The 14,744-nt window shown below is 50.4% G+C and carries 14 protein-coding genes; 10 read left to right on the forward strand and 4 right to left on the reverse strand.

The window, feature by feature from the left end; genetic code table 11:
• The first annotated feature begins 326 nt into the window (after positions 1–326).
• The 4 genes from ACO05E_RS16045 to purT all read left to right on the forward strand — a co-directional run bounded on the left by ACO05E_RS16045 (position 327) and on the right by purT (position 2,947).
• The gene (locus tag ACO05E_RS16045; RefSeq protein WP_419810497.1) at positions 327–899 is read left to right on the forward strand and encodes a CoA pyrophosphatase; all 573 of its coding nucleotides are present in this window, start codon (positions 327–329) and stop codon (positions 897–899) included.
• Between the two features lie 26 nt (positions 900–925).
• Positions 926–1,450, forward strand: coding sequence for a gamma carbonic anhydrase family protein (locus tag ACO05E_RS16050; protein ID WP_419810498.1), 525 nt, complete (start codon positions 926–928; stop codon positions 1,448–1,450).
• Between the two features lie 26 nt (positions 1,451–1,476).
• Positions 1,477–1,683, forward strand: coding sequence for a DUF1289 domain-containing protein (locus tag ACO05E_RS16055; protein ID WP_419810499.1), 207 nt, complete (start codon positions 1,477–1,479; stop codon positions 1,681–1,683).
• 67 nt (positions 1,684–1,750) lie between these two features.
• Entirely contained in the window at positions 1,751–2,947 is a 1,197-nt protein-coding gene (purT, locus tag ACO05E_RS16060) for a formate-dependent phosphoribosylglycinamide formyltransferase (protein WP_419810500.1), read from the forward strand.
• Here purT and ACO05E_RS16065 read toward each other — a convergent pair.
• On the reverse strand, positions 2,904–4,493 hold the full coding sequence (locus tag ACO05E_RS16065) for a diguanylate cyclase domain-containing protein (protein WP_419810501.1): 1,590 nt from the start codon (positions 4,491–4,493) through the stop codon (positions 2,904–2,906). The two genes, purT and ACO05E_RS16065, sit on opposite strands and share 44 nt — an antisense overlap.
• Positions 4,494–4,658: 165 nt before the next feature.
• Here ACO05E_RS16065 and ACO05E_RS16070 point away from each other — a divergent pair, with 165 nt between their 5' ends.
• Both ACO05E_RS16070 and ACO05E_RS16075 read left to right on the forward strand, forming a co-directional pair.
• On the forward strand, positions 4,659–5,840 hold the full coding sequence (locus tag ACO05E_RS16070; protein ID WP_419810502.1) for a permease: 1,182 nt from the start codon (positions 4,659–4,661) through the stop codon (positions 5,838–5,840).
• A gap of 58 nt (positions 5,841–5,898) precedes the next feature.
• Positions 5,899–6,489, forward strand: coding sequence for a DUF3833 family protein (locus ACO05E_RS16075; RefSeq protein ID WP_419810503.1), 591 nt, complete (start codon positions 5,899–5,901; stop codon positions 6,487–6,489).
• 37 nt (positions 6,490–6,526) lie between these two features.
• On the opposite strand, the gene rimO is transcribed toward ACO05E_RS16075, so the two are convergent.
• Together rimO and ACO05E_RS16085 are read right to left on the reverse strand one after the other, a co-directional pair.
• Positions 6,527–7,834 (reverse strand): 30S ribosomal protein S12 methylthiotransferase RimO, encoded by a 1,308-nt coding sequence (gene rimO / locus ACO05E_RS16080; RefSeq protein WP_419813633.1) that lies wholly within the window; start codon positions 7,832–7,834, stop codon positions 6,527–6,529.
• A 276-nt stretch (positions 7,835–8,110) separates the two neighbouring features.
• Positions 8,111–10,171 (reverse strand): PhoX family protein, encoded by a 2,061-nt coding sequence (locus tag ACO05E_RS16085; protein ID WP_419810504.1) that lies wholly within the window; start codon positions 10,169–10,171, stop codon positions 8,111–8,113.
• 124 nt (positions 10,172–10,295) lie between these two features.
• Here ACO05E_RS16085 and ACO05E_RS16090 point away from each other — a divergent pair, with 124 nt between their 5' ends.
• The 4 genes from ACO05E_RS16090 (at position 10,296) to ACO05E_RS16105 (ending at position 13,951) form a co-directional block, all read left to right on the forward strand.
• Positions 10,296–10,586: a hypothetical protein gene (locus ACO05E_RS16090; protein WP_419810505.1), complete on the forward strand. Its 291-nt coding sequence runs from the start codon at positions 10,296–10,298 to the stop codon at positions 10,584–10,586.
• A gap of 103 nt (positions 10,587–10,689) precedes the next feature.
• Positions 10,690–11,865, forward strand: coding sequence for a BamA/TamA family outer membrane protein (locus ACO05E_RS16095; RefSeq protein ID WP_419810506.1), 1,176 nt, complete (start codon positions 10,690–10,692; stop codon positions 11,863–11,865).
• Positions 11,866–11,948: 83 nt separating this feature from the next.
• Complete coding sequence (locus tag ACO05E_RS16100) at positions 11,949–13,010, forward strand: tRNA-queuosine alpha-mannosyltransferase domain-containing protein (RefSeq protein ID WP_419810507.1); 1,062 nt, start codon at positions 11,949–11,951, stop codon at positions 13,008–13,010.
• Positions 13,011–13,162: 152 nt separating this feature from the next.
• Complete coding sequence (locus ACO05E_RS16105) at positions 13,163–13,951, forward strand: MipA/OmpV family protein (protein WP_419810508.1); 789 nt, start codon at positions 13,163–13,165, stop codon at positions 13,949–13,951.
• On the opposite strand, the gene ACO05E_RS16110 is transcribed toward ACO05E_RS16105, so the two are convergent.
• Positions 13,934–14,713 carry an alpha/beta fold hydrolase gene (locus ACO05E_RS16110; RefSeq protein WP_419810509.1) on the reverse strand — a complete coding sequence of 260 codons (780 nt, stop codon included), beginning with the start codon at positions 14,711–14,713 and terminating at the stop codon, positions 13,934–13,936. The genes ACO05E_RS16105 and ACO05E_RS16110 overlap by 18 nt on opposite strands.
• Positions 14,714–14,744: the final 31 nt, after the last annotated feature.

A 14,744-nucleotide genomic window follows, 5' to 3' on the forward strand; every position in this document is an offset into this window, starting at 1 on the left:
TGATTACCAATGATGCAATAAATGAAAATTAATGCAGTGGAAAACTTGAAATCTGTCAGGACTAGTCTACCCGTTATGAGTGTGTGTCAAAATATTGTATTTTTCTTTATTTTGCGCTCTAAGTTATTGAAAAACAGGCCAATGTTTTTTTGACGATATTGGGGTGGTATGAAAAGTAATTAAAAAACAATCAGTTAAGATTGCCTCTAGTAGTGGATTGTCATTCGTGAATATTCCATCAGGTCATTGATAAACGATTGTTAATAAATAAACGATCTGACTGAAAGGGTGCTGATGTTATTGCCTGATGTGCTTACAATACAGAAATGAATAATTCCGACTTGTATCAGATGCTGACACTGCGCCTGGCGCAGCACACTCCCCGCGAAATCGAGCAACCAGGGCTGGCCGAAGCCGGTGTACTGGTGGCGCTCACTGATGAGGCACACCCCAGGCTATTACTGACCCGGCGGGCGGATCATTTGTCGACCCATCGGGGGGAAGTGGCATTTCCCGGAGGAAAACGGGATCCGGAAGACAGCAATATTGTGGCAACAGCTTTGCGTGAAGCTGAGGAAGAGGTTGCCTTAGACCCGCGGCAGGTTCGGGTGGTGGGCTTGATGGATCAGGTGGTATCACGCTTTGGCTATCTGGTGACACCGGTGCTGGCGGTAATTCCTGCGGATGTTGAGCTTGTTGCTAATGAGTCTGAGCTGGATGCCGTTTTCTGCGCGCCACTGAGTCTGTTTCAGCAACCACCTTCCCGTTATTTTGAACGCCAGCAGGTCAAAATTCCCAGTTTTGATTATGGTGAGTTCCATATCTGGGGGCTGACCGCGATGATGATCACTGAGATGATGAATCATCTCTGGGATGCTGACATTGAGTATCGGATATAACCAATAATAACCATGAGTAACCGTGTATGTTTTATCAATTGGGTGATTTAGTCCCGGAAAAGGGCGAGCAGGTATTTGTCGCTGATAATGCCAGTGTGATTGGTAATGTGCGTTTGCTGGAGCAATCCAGCGTTTGGTTTAACGCCGTGATCCGTGGAGATAACGAACCCATTGTGGTGGGTGAGCAGAGCAATATTCAGGATGGATCGGTACTGCATAGTGATCCGGGCTTTCCGTTGACGCTGGGCAAAGGTGTCACCATTGGTCATAAGGTGATGCTGCATGGTTGTCAGATTGGTGACTACTCCCTGATTGGTATTAATGCCGTGGTGCTCAACGGTGCCAAAATCGGCAAACATTGCATCATTGGGGCAAATGCACTGGTGCCGGAAGGCATGGAAATCCCGGATGGCTCGCTGGTGGTGGGCTCGCCAGCCAAAGTTAAGCGGGAGCTGGGGGATGCTCAGAAAAAAATGCTGGAAGCCAGTGCTGCGCATTATGTGCATAATGCCCAGCGTTTTTCACAACAGTTAAAACCGTTGGAGATGTAGTGGTGGCTGGAGATGTAAATAGAAGCATGAACAATAAAGTCGAACCAAGCGTCGATGTACCCAGTCCATGTGTCTATATCTGTGCGCTGGATGATCAGGATGTCTGTATTGGTTGCTACCGCAGTGCTGAGGAAATTACCGGTTGGAGCCGTTACAGCAACGCCGAAAAGCAGGCCGTATTAAAAAAAGTGGGAGAGCGTGAGCGTGCTTCCGGCAACTTTATCGCCTCCTGAATTAATGCCTGAGGTCATTCCCCGGCTTTTTATCAAATAACCTTTTATCAATAACAACGAGTATGACATGACCATCATCGGAACTCCTTTTTCATCAACGGCGACCCGGGTTTTATTGTGTGGCGCCGGAGAGCTGGGCAAAGAAGTGGCTATTGAGCTGCAACGTTTGGGTTGTGAAGTGATTGCGGTTGACCGCTATGCCAATGCGCCAGCGATGCAGGTGGCTGATCGCAGCCATGTCATCAGTATGTTGGATGGGGAAGCATTACGTCGGGTCATTGAAGCAGAGCAACCACAGCTGGTGGTGCCTGAAATTGAAGCCATTGCGACCGATACACTGGCTGAGTTGGAGCGTGAAGGTGTACATATTGTGCCAACCGCACGTGCGACACAGCTGACGATGAACCGTGAAGGCATTCGCCGTCTGGTGGCTGAAACACTGAATATTCCAACCTCTTCCTATGAATTTGCCGAGACCGAAGCTGAGTTTCTGGCGGCGGCAGAGCGCATTGGTTTTCCATGTTTGGTTAAGCCCATTATGAGCTCTTCCGGAAAAGGTCAGAGTCTGGTGCGCGAATCCGGGCAATTAAAAGCTGCCTGGGATTACGCTCAGGAAGGTGGCCGCGCCGGGAAAGGCAAAGTGATTGTCGAAGGCTTTGTGGATTTTGATTTTGAAATCACCTTGCTGACCATCCGTCATAACAATGAGCAGGGCGAGGTGGTGACCAGCTTCTGTGCCCCTATCGGGCATCGCCAGGAAGACGGTGATTATCAGGAATCCTGGCAGCCTCAGGCAATGACAGCAGTGGCGCTGGAGAAAGCTCAGCAAATAGCAGAGCAGGTAACCAGTGAGCTGGGTGGTTTGGGTTTGTTTGGCGTGGAACTGTTTATCAAGGGTGAAGACGTTATTTTCTCCGAAGTCTCGCCACGGCCACACGATACCGGACTGGTGACACTGATTTCTCAGGACCTGTCTGAATTTGCGTTACATGCACGCGCCATTCTGGGTTTGCCTATTCCGAATATTCAGCAACATGGGCCATCCGCATCGGCAGTGTTGCTGGTGGCCGGTGAATCACAGCAGATGCAATATGGTGGTCTTGCCCGTGCGCTGGCCGCTGTGGATACACAATTACGTTTGTTTGGTAAGCCAGAGGTTCAGGGCAAGCGTCGCTTAGGCGTGGCGTTGGCGAAAGGTGAAACAACCGACGCTGCTAAGACTAAAGCGCTGGCGGTGGTCGCTGAAATACAGGTGACGCTTTAATATCGGTGTTTTGGTCGATCATGGTGCAACGGCAACAGTTGCGCCCGGCGTCCTTAGCTTCATACAGTGCCGCATCGGCTGCCCGGAACCAGTCGTCGGTACTGAGTTTGCGCAGCCAGCTGCCGGTATCTTTTAACCAGGCAACACCAAAACTGACGGTCAGATGACTGTGAGTCGGAGAGCCTTTGTGGCTGATCTCAAGTTGTTGAATTTTCTTCTTGATGTGCTGCTCCAGTACGCCTAATTCTTCCTGATTCCGGACATAACACAACAATACAAACTCTTCGCCACCATAACGAAAGGCATATTCATCCTGACGCTGTACGCAGGAGGCCAGTGCTTTCCCCACCTGGCGGATAACACTGTCACCCAGTTGATGGCCGTAGATGTCATTAAATGGTTTGAAGTGGTCAATATCGACCAGAATTAAAGCGATGTTCTGCTGGTGGCGCTGGCTGCGACGCCAGGCTTGTTGCAGCTTTTCTTCAAAGGCACGGCGATTACCAATGCCGCTGAGTTCATCGGTCAGAGAGAGTTCGGTTAATTCAGAGCGCTGTCTCTGTACCCGCGCCTGTAGGCGGTTAAAGGTTGAGCGCAGCTCTTCCAGTTCTTTTACCCGGAGTTGAGGGAAAGGGTTGATTTCAGGCAGAGGAACAAGTTTTGAGCGACGCAGATGGCTGGTGACATAACGCAGTGGTTCCGTCACCAGACCAAGAAAAATCAGATACAACGCCAGCGGGATTACAGCTACCAGCATATACGTCAGAAACAGTTCACTGGAAATCAGTTTAGGTACCAGATAATCCGGAATGGTAACTTCAAGACGAATCGGTGTCTGGCCCATTGGGTTGGTTAAACAGCGTTGGATTGCTTGTTGGTGTTCGGTTACAGGCTCGGAAATTGGACGGCAGTGTTCATCCGGGTTGCTGTAAGTTGAGAAAGAAACACCGGCCACGTTACGTATTTCATGCCAGAAGTCTTTTGACAGGGGTTTGGCAAACAAAAAGTAGCCGTTGCTGCGCGAATTACCTTCTGAATTATTAATATCAGCAATGGAAATAATATAAAGCGTGCCTTCGATTCGGTATAACCCTGATGTTTGAGATAGCTGGCTGATTTGCTTATTTTCATGCAGAGAACGAAACCAACTGCTTACCGGAGATGAGTCTTCACTGAGATAGTTGCCATCCTGCAGTTGTTGAGACAGCAGAATATCGCCGTTATTGTTCATGATCGCACTGGCAGAAAACCCCAGGCTGGTATAGTTGGCAGCAACTATATTGGGTGCCTGATCTAACTTGCCATTTGAGGCAACAAAAGCATACACATCGTTCCATTGGGCATAATCAATGGTAACGCTGAGTTGTTGTAATAAATGCAATGACACCAGACTGGAGATACTGTCGATCTCACGTTGCTGAATGTGCTGGATTTTGTTCAGTTCTTGCGGATAAAACCAGAAAGCACGAGCCAGAACGAAACCAACGAACAGCAGCAGCAAATAAATACCGGATAAAATCAGTGCGATCTGGCGAATGGTCAGCATGAAACTTTTGGTGCTCCGGTTAGGCCGTAAACCTGAAAAAGTAGTATTAGTATAGAAGCTTAGTGGGTTTTTGCCTGTCAGACTTGATTTGGCGGGTTATTGCAAAATCATCTGGCCCGGTATGATACGTGTTGTGATTGAACTAATGTACTGACGGAGAAGAGTATGTCGTGTTGCCATAAGCCAGAAAACCCGGCTCAGACCTCTGCGGTTCAGACATCCGCGATTCAGGCTGCAGAAGAGGTCCATAGTAGCTGTTGTGCTCCCTCGAATGCTGACAATAATGGTGGAAAGCCCAAAACCGACTGGATTTTTGTGATTTGCGCCCCCGCCGTTGTGTTGGGGTATCTGCTGTTTTTGTGGCTGGAAAGTGGTTTTGTGGGCAGTGGTTATGTCGAAAGTGGCCACGAGCATGTAGGGCAGGCACCGCTTTGGTGGCAAACCATGATTCATACCGCTTATGAGATGGTCAACGCCATGTGGTGGGGCATTTTATCCGCCGCCTTTTTTGTTGGTTTGCTGGGCCGGATTCCACGCGAATTGATTATGTCGGTGTTAGGGCGTGGCGGCTCTAAACGCGGTATTTTCCGTGCCACGTTGGCTGGGTTGATGCTGGACTTATGCAATCACGGCATTTTAATGGTGGGCATGAAGCTGTATGAGCGTGGTGCCAGTATTGGCCAGGTGATGGCGTTTCTGATTGCCAGTCCATGGAATTCGCTGACCCTGACCTTAATTCTGGTGGGCTTGATTGGCTTACCTCTGACGCTGCTGTTTATTGTGGCTTCAATGGTGATCGCCTGGATCAGTGGTTGGTTATTCGATCGGCTGGTCGAGCGGGGCACTTTGCCCGATAACCCTCATCAACAGGAATTCACTCAAATACCATTTTGGCCAACGTTGAAATCAACCTGGCGTGAACAAGACTGGAGCGCTAAAGCGTTGGCGGGCATGTTCTGGCAGGGGTTAAAAGAATCAAAAATGGTGTTGCGCTGGGTATTCTTCGGCATTGTGCTGGTGGCTCTGATCCGTGCTTTTGTGCCAGAAGACAGCTTTGGTGTGTGGTTTGGTGCCAGCCTGTCTGGCTTATTCCTGACTTTGCTGGCAACAACGGTTATTGAGGTGTGCTCTGAAGGCTCCAGCCCGATTGCCGCCGATCTGGTTAATCGGGCCGGTGCGCCGGGTAATGCCTTTACTTTCCTGATGGCTGGCGCAGCAACCGATTACACCGAAATCATGGCGTTGCGTGATACTACTCAGAGTTGGAAAATTGCGCTGTTTTTGCCATTAATCTCGGTGCCACAGGTGTTGTTCATTGGTTGGTTGATCAATCTTTACGCAGCCTGATCTGTATTCGGAATAAAACACCTGTATATTGTTTGTATAAATAATGTATAGGTGTTTTATGTTATACCGTTATCTTGTCCTGATGTCATCTTCGGTGTTAGCGGCTTGCGGTAGCGTTGAGGTATCGACTAATAAGCCATTTCCCCATGAGCTGAATCCCCGCACTTTTTTTACCGGCAAAATCTGCGCAGATGGCGTTGTGCGTGATTATTCGGGGCAGCAGATTCGTCATTTTAATGCTGAGATTCTTGCCAGCTGGGATGCGGACGGGGTCGGCACCTTAGCCGAAGAGTTTCGTTTTAACGACGGAATTGAATACCGTACCTGGACGCTAGCACCGCTGATGGAAAATGAAAGCGTTGTCGCTTATTCGGCATCCGCTACCGATGTGCCACAAGCCACGCGCATGGAGTTTTCCGGCAATGCCATTCACATGGATTACCAGCTGAATTACCAAACAGGCGTGAACGATGATGGCACTCCAGAAACCTTGTCTCTGACCATGACCGATCGTATGTATCAGGTTGCCGAGGGTGTAGTGGTGAATGAAACCGTGATGTCAAAGTTTGGTATCGATGTGGGGCAGGTGCTGTTGGTGATGCGTCAGGTTGGGGAAGAATATTCCTGTTGGGTGAATGAGGGCGTTTAGCCCTCATACTTATCTGAGTACCAGAATGCTTTTTCCCTTAGGCTGACAGCGGGCTGCCCCATAAATCGTATTCGTCAGAGTGTTCAATCACCACGTCGATCATGTCACCCGGCTGGCAATCCTGGAAGCCATTCAGATACACCATGCCGTCGATGTTTGGCGCATCCGCATAAGTGCGGCCGATTGCGCCTTCTTCATCCACTTCATCGATCAATACCGTCATGGTCTGGCCAATACGACGAGCCAGTTTACGGGTGCTGATTTCCTGCGCTTTGGCCATAAAGCGTTCCCAGCGATCTTGTTGAATATCTTCTGGGATATGGTCCGGCAGCTCGTTGGCTTTGGCCCCTTCAACCGGGCTGTATTTAAAGCAGCCAACCCGATCCAGTTCAGCTTCGTCCAGCCAGTCGAGCAGGATCTGGAAGTCTTCTTCGGTTTCACCCGGGAAGCCTACGACAAAGGTCGAGCGTAATACCAGATTAGGCACTTGCTCGCGCCATTTCTTAATACGCTCCAGGGTGTTTTCCGCATGAGCCGGGCGCTTCATCAGCTTCAGAATACGTGGGCTGGCGTGCTGGAAAGGAATGTCCAGATACGGCAGCACCTTGCCTTCGGCCATCAGTGGCATGATGTCATCCACGCTTGGGTACGGGTACACATAATGTAAACGTACCCAGGCACCCAGTTTGCTCATTTGATTACACAAATCATAAAGCTTGGTTTTTACCGGCATGCCATCCCAGAAACCAGTACGGTATTTCACATCCACACCGTAGGCCGAAGTATCCTGAGAAATCACCAGTAACTCTTTGGTGCCTGCCGCCACCAGACGCTTGGCTTCATCAAGTACATCACCCACCGGACGGCTGACTAATTTGCCGCGCATATCCGGGATAATGCAGAAGGTACAGCTGTGGTTGCAGCCTTCAGAAATTTTCAGATACGAATAATGACGCGGAGTCAGTTTCACGCCTTCTTCTGGCACCAGATCGATAAACGGATTGTGATCTTGCGTCGGTGGCACCCACTCATGTACCGCATCCATTACTTCTTCATAGGCATGAGCGCCAGTAATGGCTAATACGCCTGGGTTTTCTTCTTTGATCAGTTCCGCATCGGCGCCTTTGCCCATACAGCCGGTCACAATGACCTTGCCGTTTTCGGTCATGGCTTCGCGGATGGCATCCAGTGACTCTTGCTTGGCGGAGTCGATAAAACCGCAGGTATTCACCACAACCACATCGGCATCGGTGTAGTTGTTGCTGATTTCATAGCCGTTAAGTTGCAGTTGCGTAAGGATTTTTTCACTGTCGACCGAATTTTTCGGACAGCCCAGACTCACCATGCCAACACGGCCGTTGGAAGGTAAATTACCGGCCTCAGGCTCAAAGGCGTGAGTATCAGGCTCAAAACTTGCGCCTTCAGAAATAGGGTGGTCTGACATCTAAAATCCTCTCATCGCGTTGCGGTTATTGGTGCTGGAATAGCTATTAAAATAGGCAACGCGTTTGGTAACTGGCTAATCGGGCGCGATTGTACTGGTTAACAAGAAAGGAGCCAACGGCAAAACCATTGGCTCCTTTAAGATGTTGCAGAATGTCAGTGTGATTCTGCAATAAGGTTACACGCCGATTGGGCCGCCATCCGTTTTACGAATAACAACGGTAGCCGCGCGTGGACGCACTTGTGTACCTTCCGGTGTTTCCTGAGCGGCATCATTGCTGAATGGCCAGTTGCCCGGGTGCTGAATATTAACGAAGAAGCTGGTGTAGTCGGGGGTAAACGCCAGTCCTGTCACTTCACAGCCATTCGGGCCAACAAAGAAACGTTTCAGCTCAGCCTGATTGTCAGAGGAGATGGTGGCGAATTCACCGTCGGTTGTTTTCAGCTGAGAAGGAATCACCGCAATCATCTGATCGTTGGTGTATTGCTCAACGTCATCAGCGCCGTTATCCGTCTGAATCCACATAATGCCGCGACCATCAAATACCAGACCGTCAGGGCTGGCGAACTGGGTCATTTCCGTCAGGTCTGAACGATTGATCTCGGCCGGAATTTTGTTGCCATCTACGTCCACATCGGCCGAGCCATAGACAAAAATATCCCAGGAGAAACCATTGCCCTGGGCATCGTCATCCCAGCGAATGATATGGCCGTAGGCGTTATTCAGGCGTGGGTTTGCCACGTTGGTGCCGGTTTCTTCTGTACGGCGGGTGTTGTTGGTCAGTGTCAGGTAAACCGTGCCGGTAACCGGATCAACGGCTGTCCACTCCGGACGATCCATTGGGGTGGCACCCACCAGATCCGCAGCACCGGCGGTGTTGATAATAATGGCTTCCAGAGAATCGAAGCTATCGGCTAAAGTACCACCGTTTGTGGTTGGGCTGGATAATGTCAGTGGTAACCATTCACCAGCACCATTGTCGTTAAAACGTGCCACATACAAAGTGCCTTCATCCATGTATTTGGCGCCGGTTGCCAGGCGGTTATCCGGTGTTGCATCGGCCGGATCCCACAGTGCCGCTGATTCAAACTTATAAATGTACTCAAAACGGGCATCGTGGCCGGAGTAGAACGAAACCGGTTTACCCGCTTCCAGTTTGCCGTAGGCAACCCCTTCATGACGGAAACGGCCCATGGCGGTACGTTTAACCGGGGTGGAATTCGGATCGTATGGGTCAATTTCAACAATATAGCCGTGACCATTCACTTCGTTACGGTAATCTTCGATCGCAGAGTTGCCGGTTGGTGTGGCGTTAAAGCGAGTGAATTCATCGTCACTTTCCGAGGCGTCACCAGCAAACAATTCCCAGCCATAACGACCACGGCTGCTGGATACACCAATCCGTTGCTGGTCTGCGGTTTGGGTCGCTTCTTCGGCAAAGAAATAACCCGGCCAGTTTTCTTCGCAGGTTAAATACGTGCCCCACGGTGTATGACCATTACCGCAGTTGTTCAGAGTGCCGCGCGCCTTCATGCCATCGCGGGAGTAAGGTGTAACGGTGGCCGCAACGCCCGCAACCGGACCGGCTAGATCCATTACCGATGCTCCGGTAAAGCGACGGTTATGAACATCACCTTCGACCACAACCCATTCGTTGCCGGTTAAACGAACACGAACAACGGATACACCGTGGGCATTAATCTGCTTACGTGCGGCTTCGGCCGTTACCGGAGCACGGGTTTCTGAATTGTATTCGCCATCGGCGTGCAGGGCGCTGGTATCAATATATTCGTGGTTGATACACAGCAGGCCTTCACTTGAGCTGCCATCAAGCGGGAAAAAGTGCATGCCATCGTGGTGCATGCCAACGGCATTTTCCTGATCAACCGAGCTATTGGAGCCATCGCTCTGGAATGCATTTGCCAGGCGATTCAACGGTGTGCCCCAGGGAGCAAATACCTGCGCGGTGTAACCTTCCGGAATCGCCACGGCATCGGTTAAGGAGCCCGCAATCGGGGTGAAATTTAACTCAGAGGCAAAGGCCTCGTTGTTACTATTACTGCTGTCGCTACTGCCACAGCCGGTCAGGCCAAAACCGCCCAGCATGCTCATCGCGGCGAGACCGGAGCCGCCTTTAACAACAAAGCCACGACGCGACATGCGTTTTTCGAGGATCGACGCAAATGGCTCGTTATCACTGTTGTTAAATTTTGTTGGGTTAAAGGTTGCTTTACTCATGGTTCCCTCTCACAGGCATTTTTTATTAATCACCAGAGGGACACTGCTTTATCTATGTAACAGAAGGTTTACCATAAGATGAACAATACATGACTCAGAAAAAATTCTGATAAGCGAGAGAGTGGTGCTACAGGAGTTATATGAATTATCGGCAAACGATGCGACGCCAGAGGCATTATTAACGGCGCTGGGGCGTGAGCGGCTGAATATCATTGCACTGGCTTTTTGCCGTGCGGCGTATCGGTTTCGCCCGGAGGTATCAGAACTATCAACGGATGCGGATTTTCTGAAATCGGAGCTCTATCAGGCGGCGTATCAGATGGCCAGCAGTTGTGCCTTGAGTGAGGCCATTCACGTCGATGTTTTTAACGCCATTGTGAAGCTCAGCCCGGAATATCGGCATTTTCGTCGCTAATTTTGCGGATAGTGCATTGAGAGCAGCAGGCCACTTTGGTTAGATCGCGGCGCGCACTTAATGGAATCCACTTATGCTTTATCGTGATGTTAGGAAAGCTCTGTTGACGGCAACTCTGCTGTTCAGCTTCTCACCAGCTCAGGCCATCGATTTAGGGCAGTTTATCGACCCCATTGATGGCAACCCGGATATGTCCCAGTATCTGTCAGACAACGCGTTTGGCTTTTTACCCATTCCGATTGTGATTACCGAACCGGCCGTTGGGGCTGGCTTGGGTGTGGCGGGTTTATTTTTCCACGAAACCGATGAAGAAGCGGCGGCACGAAAACAGGCCATGGCTGGTGATAACAGCGGTAAATATTTATTACCACCGAGCGTATCGGCCATTGCCGGGGCTTATACCGGTAATGGCTCGACCTTTATTGGCGGTGGGCACATGGGCTTTTTTGATCAGGGGCGGATTCGTTATCGGGGAGCCGCTGGTTTGGCGGATGTCACTGTCGACTATTACAGCCTTGGCGGTGTTGAACTGCCCAAAGCGGTTGGTATTAAAACCGAAGCTCTGGCGGTGTTTCAGACTTTAAAATTTCAGGTTCAGGATAAACCGGTATTTGTCGGAGTGATCCAGCGTTATCTGGATGCTGATCTGAGCCTCGACGGAGATGTGCTCGATGATCAGCCCGATAGCCCAGCTGGTATCCTGTTGCAAGAGCTGAACGATCTGGCGACCCGTGAGATTACAACTTCGGGGTTGGGTGTGGGTGTTGAGTTGGATCTGCGCGACAACGTGTTTACCCCTACGCAGGGCTATTATTACGACTTCTCTTACGTGGCGTACCGTGATGCCATTGCCAGTGATATCGACTACGACTGGTATCGTTTTTCTGGCTTAAACTATTGGCCGTTGTCGAAGCAGTGGCGTTTGGGGGTGCGATTTGACAGTGAGGCCGTGGATGCCGATGAACGTCTGCCACCGTTTGCTTTACCTGGGTTAGATATGCGTGGCATTCCCGCGGCGCGGTATCAGGGCAGTCATATGGCGTTGCTGGAAAGTGAGCTGACCTGGCAAATGACCTATCGCTGGAGTGTGCTTGCCTTTGTTGGTGCCGGACGGGTGGCTGAAGCACTCGACGAAATTGGTGAGGCAGACAATCAGGTCATGCGCGGCGCAGGTTTTCGCTATAACGTGACCCGCCAGTACGGCTTTCATATGGGCATTGATGTGGCTCGTGGGCCGGAAGAAAGCGTGTGGTATATCCAGGCCGGTTCAGCCTGGTAAACAGACGCTTACTGGATGACTGTCTGTATTCCGAGTAGTGTGCAGCATAGAGTACGCTGGCGCGATACGGTATAAAGCCCGCCATGAAACACAAAATATTATTGTTGTCGGCTTATCGTTCCGACAGTCACGCTTATTGGGCCGATTGGCTGCAACAGGAAATTGGTGCCGAGCACGGTGTGGAGTGGCGGGTGCTGGAGTTGCCCGGGCGTTATTTTCGCTGGCGTATTCGTGGCAATCCATTGTCCTGGCTGAACGAGTTAACCGAGTTGCTGCAGCACTGGCAGCCGAGCCGTATTCTGGCCACTTCAATGGTGGATATCAGCACCATTCGCGGGTTGTTTCCGGCATTAGCACACCTGCCGTTGGATTATTATTTCCATGAAAATCAATTTGCTTACCCGACCGGTGAAGGGCAACACTCGTCGTTAGATCCACAAATGGTGCAATTGTATGGCGCTTTGGCGGCGGATCGAATCTGGTTTAATTCCCGTTTTAATCAGCTGTCATTTCTTTCGGGTGTTGAGCAGTTGATGAAGAAACTACCGGACCAGGTGCCAGCTGCTCTGGCAGCGCAATTACAGCAGAAATGCGGCTGGTTGCCGGTACCGGTCAGAGCCATTCCCACTTCAGCGGTTGCCAAAACTCAGAACTTAATTGTTTGGAATCACCGCTGGGAATACGACAAAAACCCGCAGTTTTTTCAACAAATTCTGCGACAGCTAAAGCAGCATCAGGTTGATTTCTCGCTGGCGCTGTTAGGCCATCGTGCTCCTAAAACCCCTGAGGTGCTGAAACAGATTGAAGATGAGTTTGCTGCACATATTCTGGTTAATGGCCGGGTATCAAAAGCGGATTACCAATACTGGCTGAATCAGGCTCAGGTGGTTATCAGTAGCGCCAATCATGAATTTCAGGGGCTTTCTATGCTGGAAGCCAGCAGTGCTGGAGCGATTCCGGTGGTGCCGGATGATTTGTGTTATCAGGAGCAATACCCGCTTTCACATCGCTATACACCGGGCAATGTTAATGAGGCGGTTTTGCGGGTGAGGGCGGCATTAAGCGCGCAGTTGCCCGTGTGTGATGTTTCCGACTGGCTGGCCGATCTGGTTAAACCGCGCTGGATCGGGGTTTTAAATCGCTGATCTGAACTTTTTGCTTGTGACTGGCGTCTGAAAGCTATTCTGTTACTTATTCGACGACTTATTTTTGTCGCAGCGATCATTTTTAAAGGCCACTCATGAAAATAACAACCGTTACAAAAACGCTTCAGTCTACCACTCTGGCCGGAACCCTTATGATGACAACGGCAATTCCCATGGCGCATGCGGAAGATGGTGAGGACGGTTTCTGGCACACCGTCGCCGAGCCAGCCTCCGGCCTGTGGTCTGTTGGCGCGGTGGCTCGCGACAGTGCTTTTCGTGATGTTGATGTCGAAGTAAATCCGGCTTTGTTGGTGTTTGGCGGTTATGGCGATTTCTTTATTGAAGCCAACCGTATTGGTTATGGGGTTTACCGCGACGGCACCAACTTTGCGTCTGTGATTGGCAATCTGCGTACTCACACCAGTTTAAGCGATGATCAAATTGACGATAGCGATGTTCTGTCGGCTTATGATTTAGACGAGCGTGACAGTGCGTTGGAAATTGGCTTTCAGGTTGGTCGCCGTTTGGGCGGTGGCTGGATTGGCCGGGCAGCGGTATTGCAGGATGTTTCTGGCGCGCACCAATCGCAGGAAGCCGAGCTGTTATTTTATCGCCGTGATGATGTGGCCGGTTTTCGTATCCTGACGACGGTTGGTGCTCAATACCAGACGGAAGATTTTAACGATTATTACTTTGGTATTGATCGTGACGAAATCCGTAACAGTGCCACGCAGGACGTTTATGACGCTGGTGCCGGGTTTTCTGCCGAATTGGAAGTTATTGCCACCTACGATTTTCACTGGGGTGGTCAGGCCGATAATAAGTGGGGCGCCTATGTTGGCTTGCGCCACTTCCAATACGATGACGAAGTGTCCGATAGCCCGTTGGTGGGTAATGGGCTGGTACAGCAATACTTTGTTGGCTTAGGAAAATACTTCTGATCGCGACAAAATATTTTCTCTGAGCTTATCAATCAGCCATGGGCTGTCGTCCATGGATAAATCATGTCCGGCAAAACCGTGGCGTTCGAGGGGTTTGTTCCAGTGCTGAGCAATGGCCGCAGTACAGTTTGGGTTAACTAAGCGATCCCCTTGGCTGTGATAAAAATAACAGTGATTAATTGGCGCGTGCGATTGGCCGCGGTAGCGGCTGGCCGCCAATAACTGAGTGACCGCATTACGCAGTGATAATGGATGTTGTTGTGAAAAATCTTGCCAGCGTTGCGTCAGTTGCGCGTCTTTCTGGATATTAATTGTCCAATCGATAATTTTCTGTTCCAGACGTTTTTTATCGGTAATCGCTGGTAATAATGATAAAAAAGCCGCTGCCTGCATGCGTTGCCAGGGACGTGAAAACTGTCCGGCGCTGGTATTAATTAAATGCAATTGCTGCACTTCCTGAGGAAAGTGGTGGGCCCATTCTGTGGCAATCATCGCTCCCATCGACACTGCAATAATAACCGCGGGATGCTTTGTTTTTGCCTGACTCTGATCAAGGGTCACCTGTTGGCGAATATCCAGCATCATTGCCCGGATTGATGCTGGAGTATTCTCCTGAAAGCGCTCACCGTTACCGGCCAGTTCGGGCGTCAGAATACGGTGTTCAGGGAAGGCATGTTGTAACTGTTGGGGAAAGTCTTGCCAATGAAAGCGGCTACGAATCAAGCCGCGCAGTAAGATGATGTCAGCCGCGGCTTGGGTCATAACAGTTGCTCCGGCTGACATCGACTGTGCA

The organism is Bacterioplanoides sp. (assembly GCF_965226395.1).
Taxonomy (GTDB): Bacteria; Pseudomonadota; Gammaproteobacteria; order Pseudomonadales; family Oceanobacteraceae; genus Bacterioplanoides.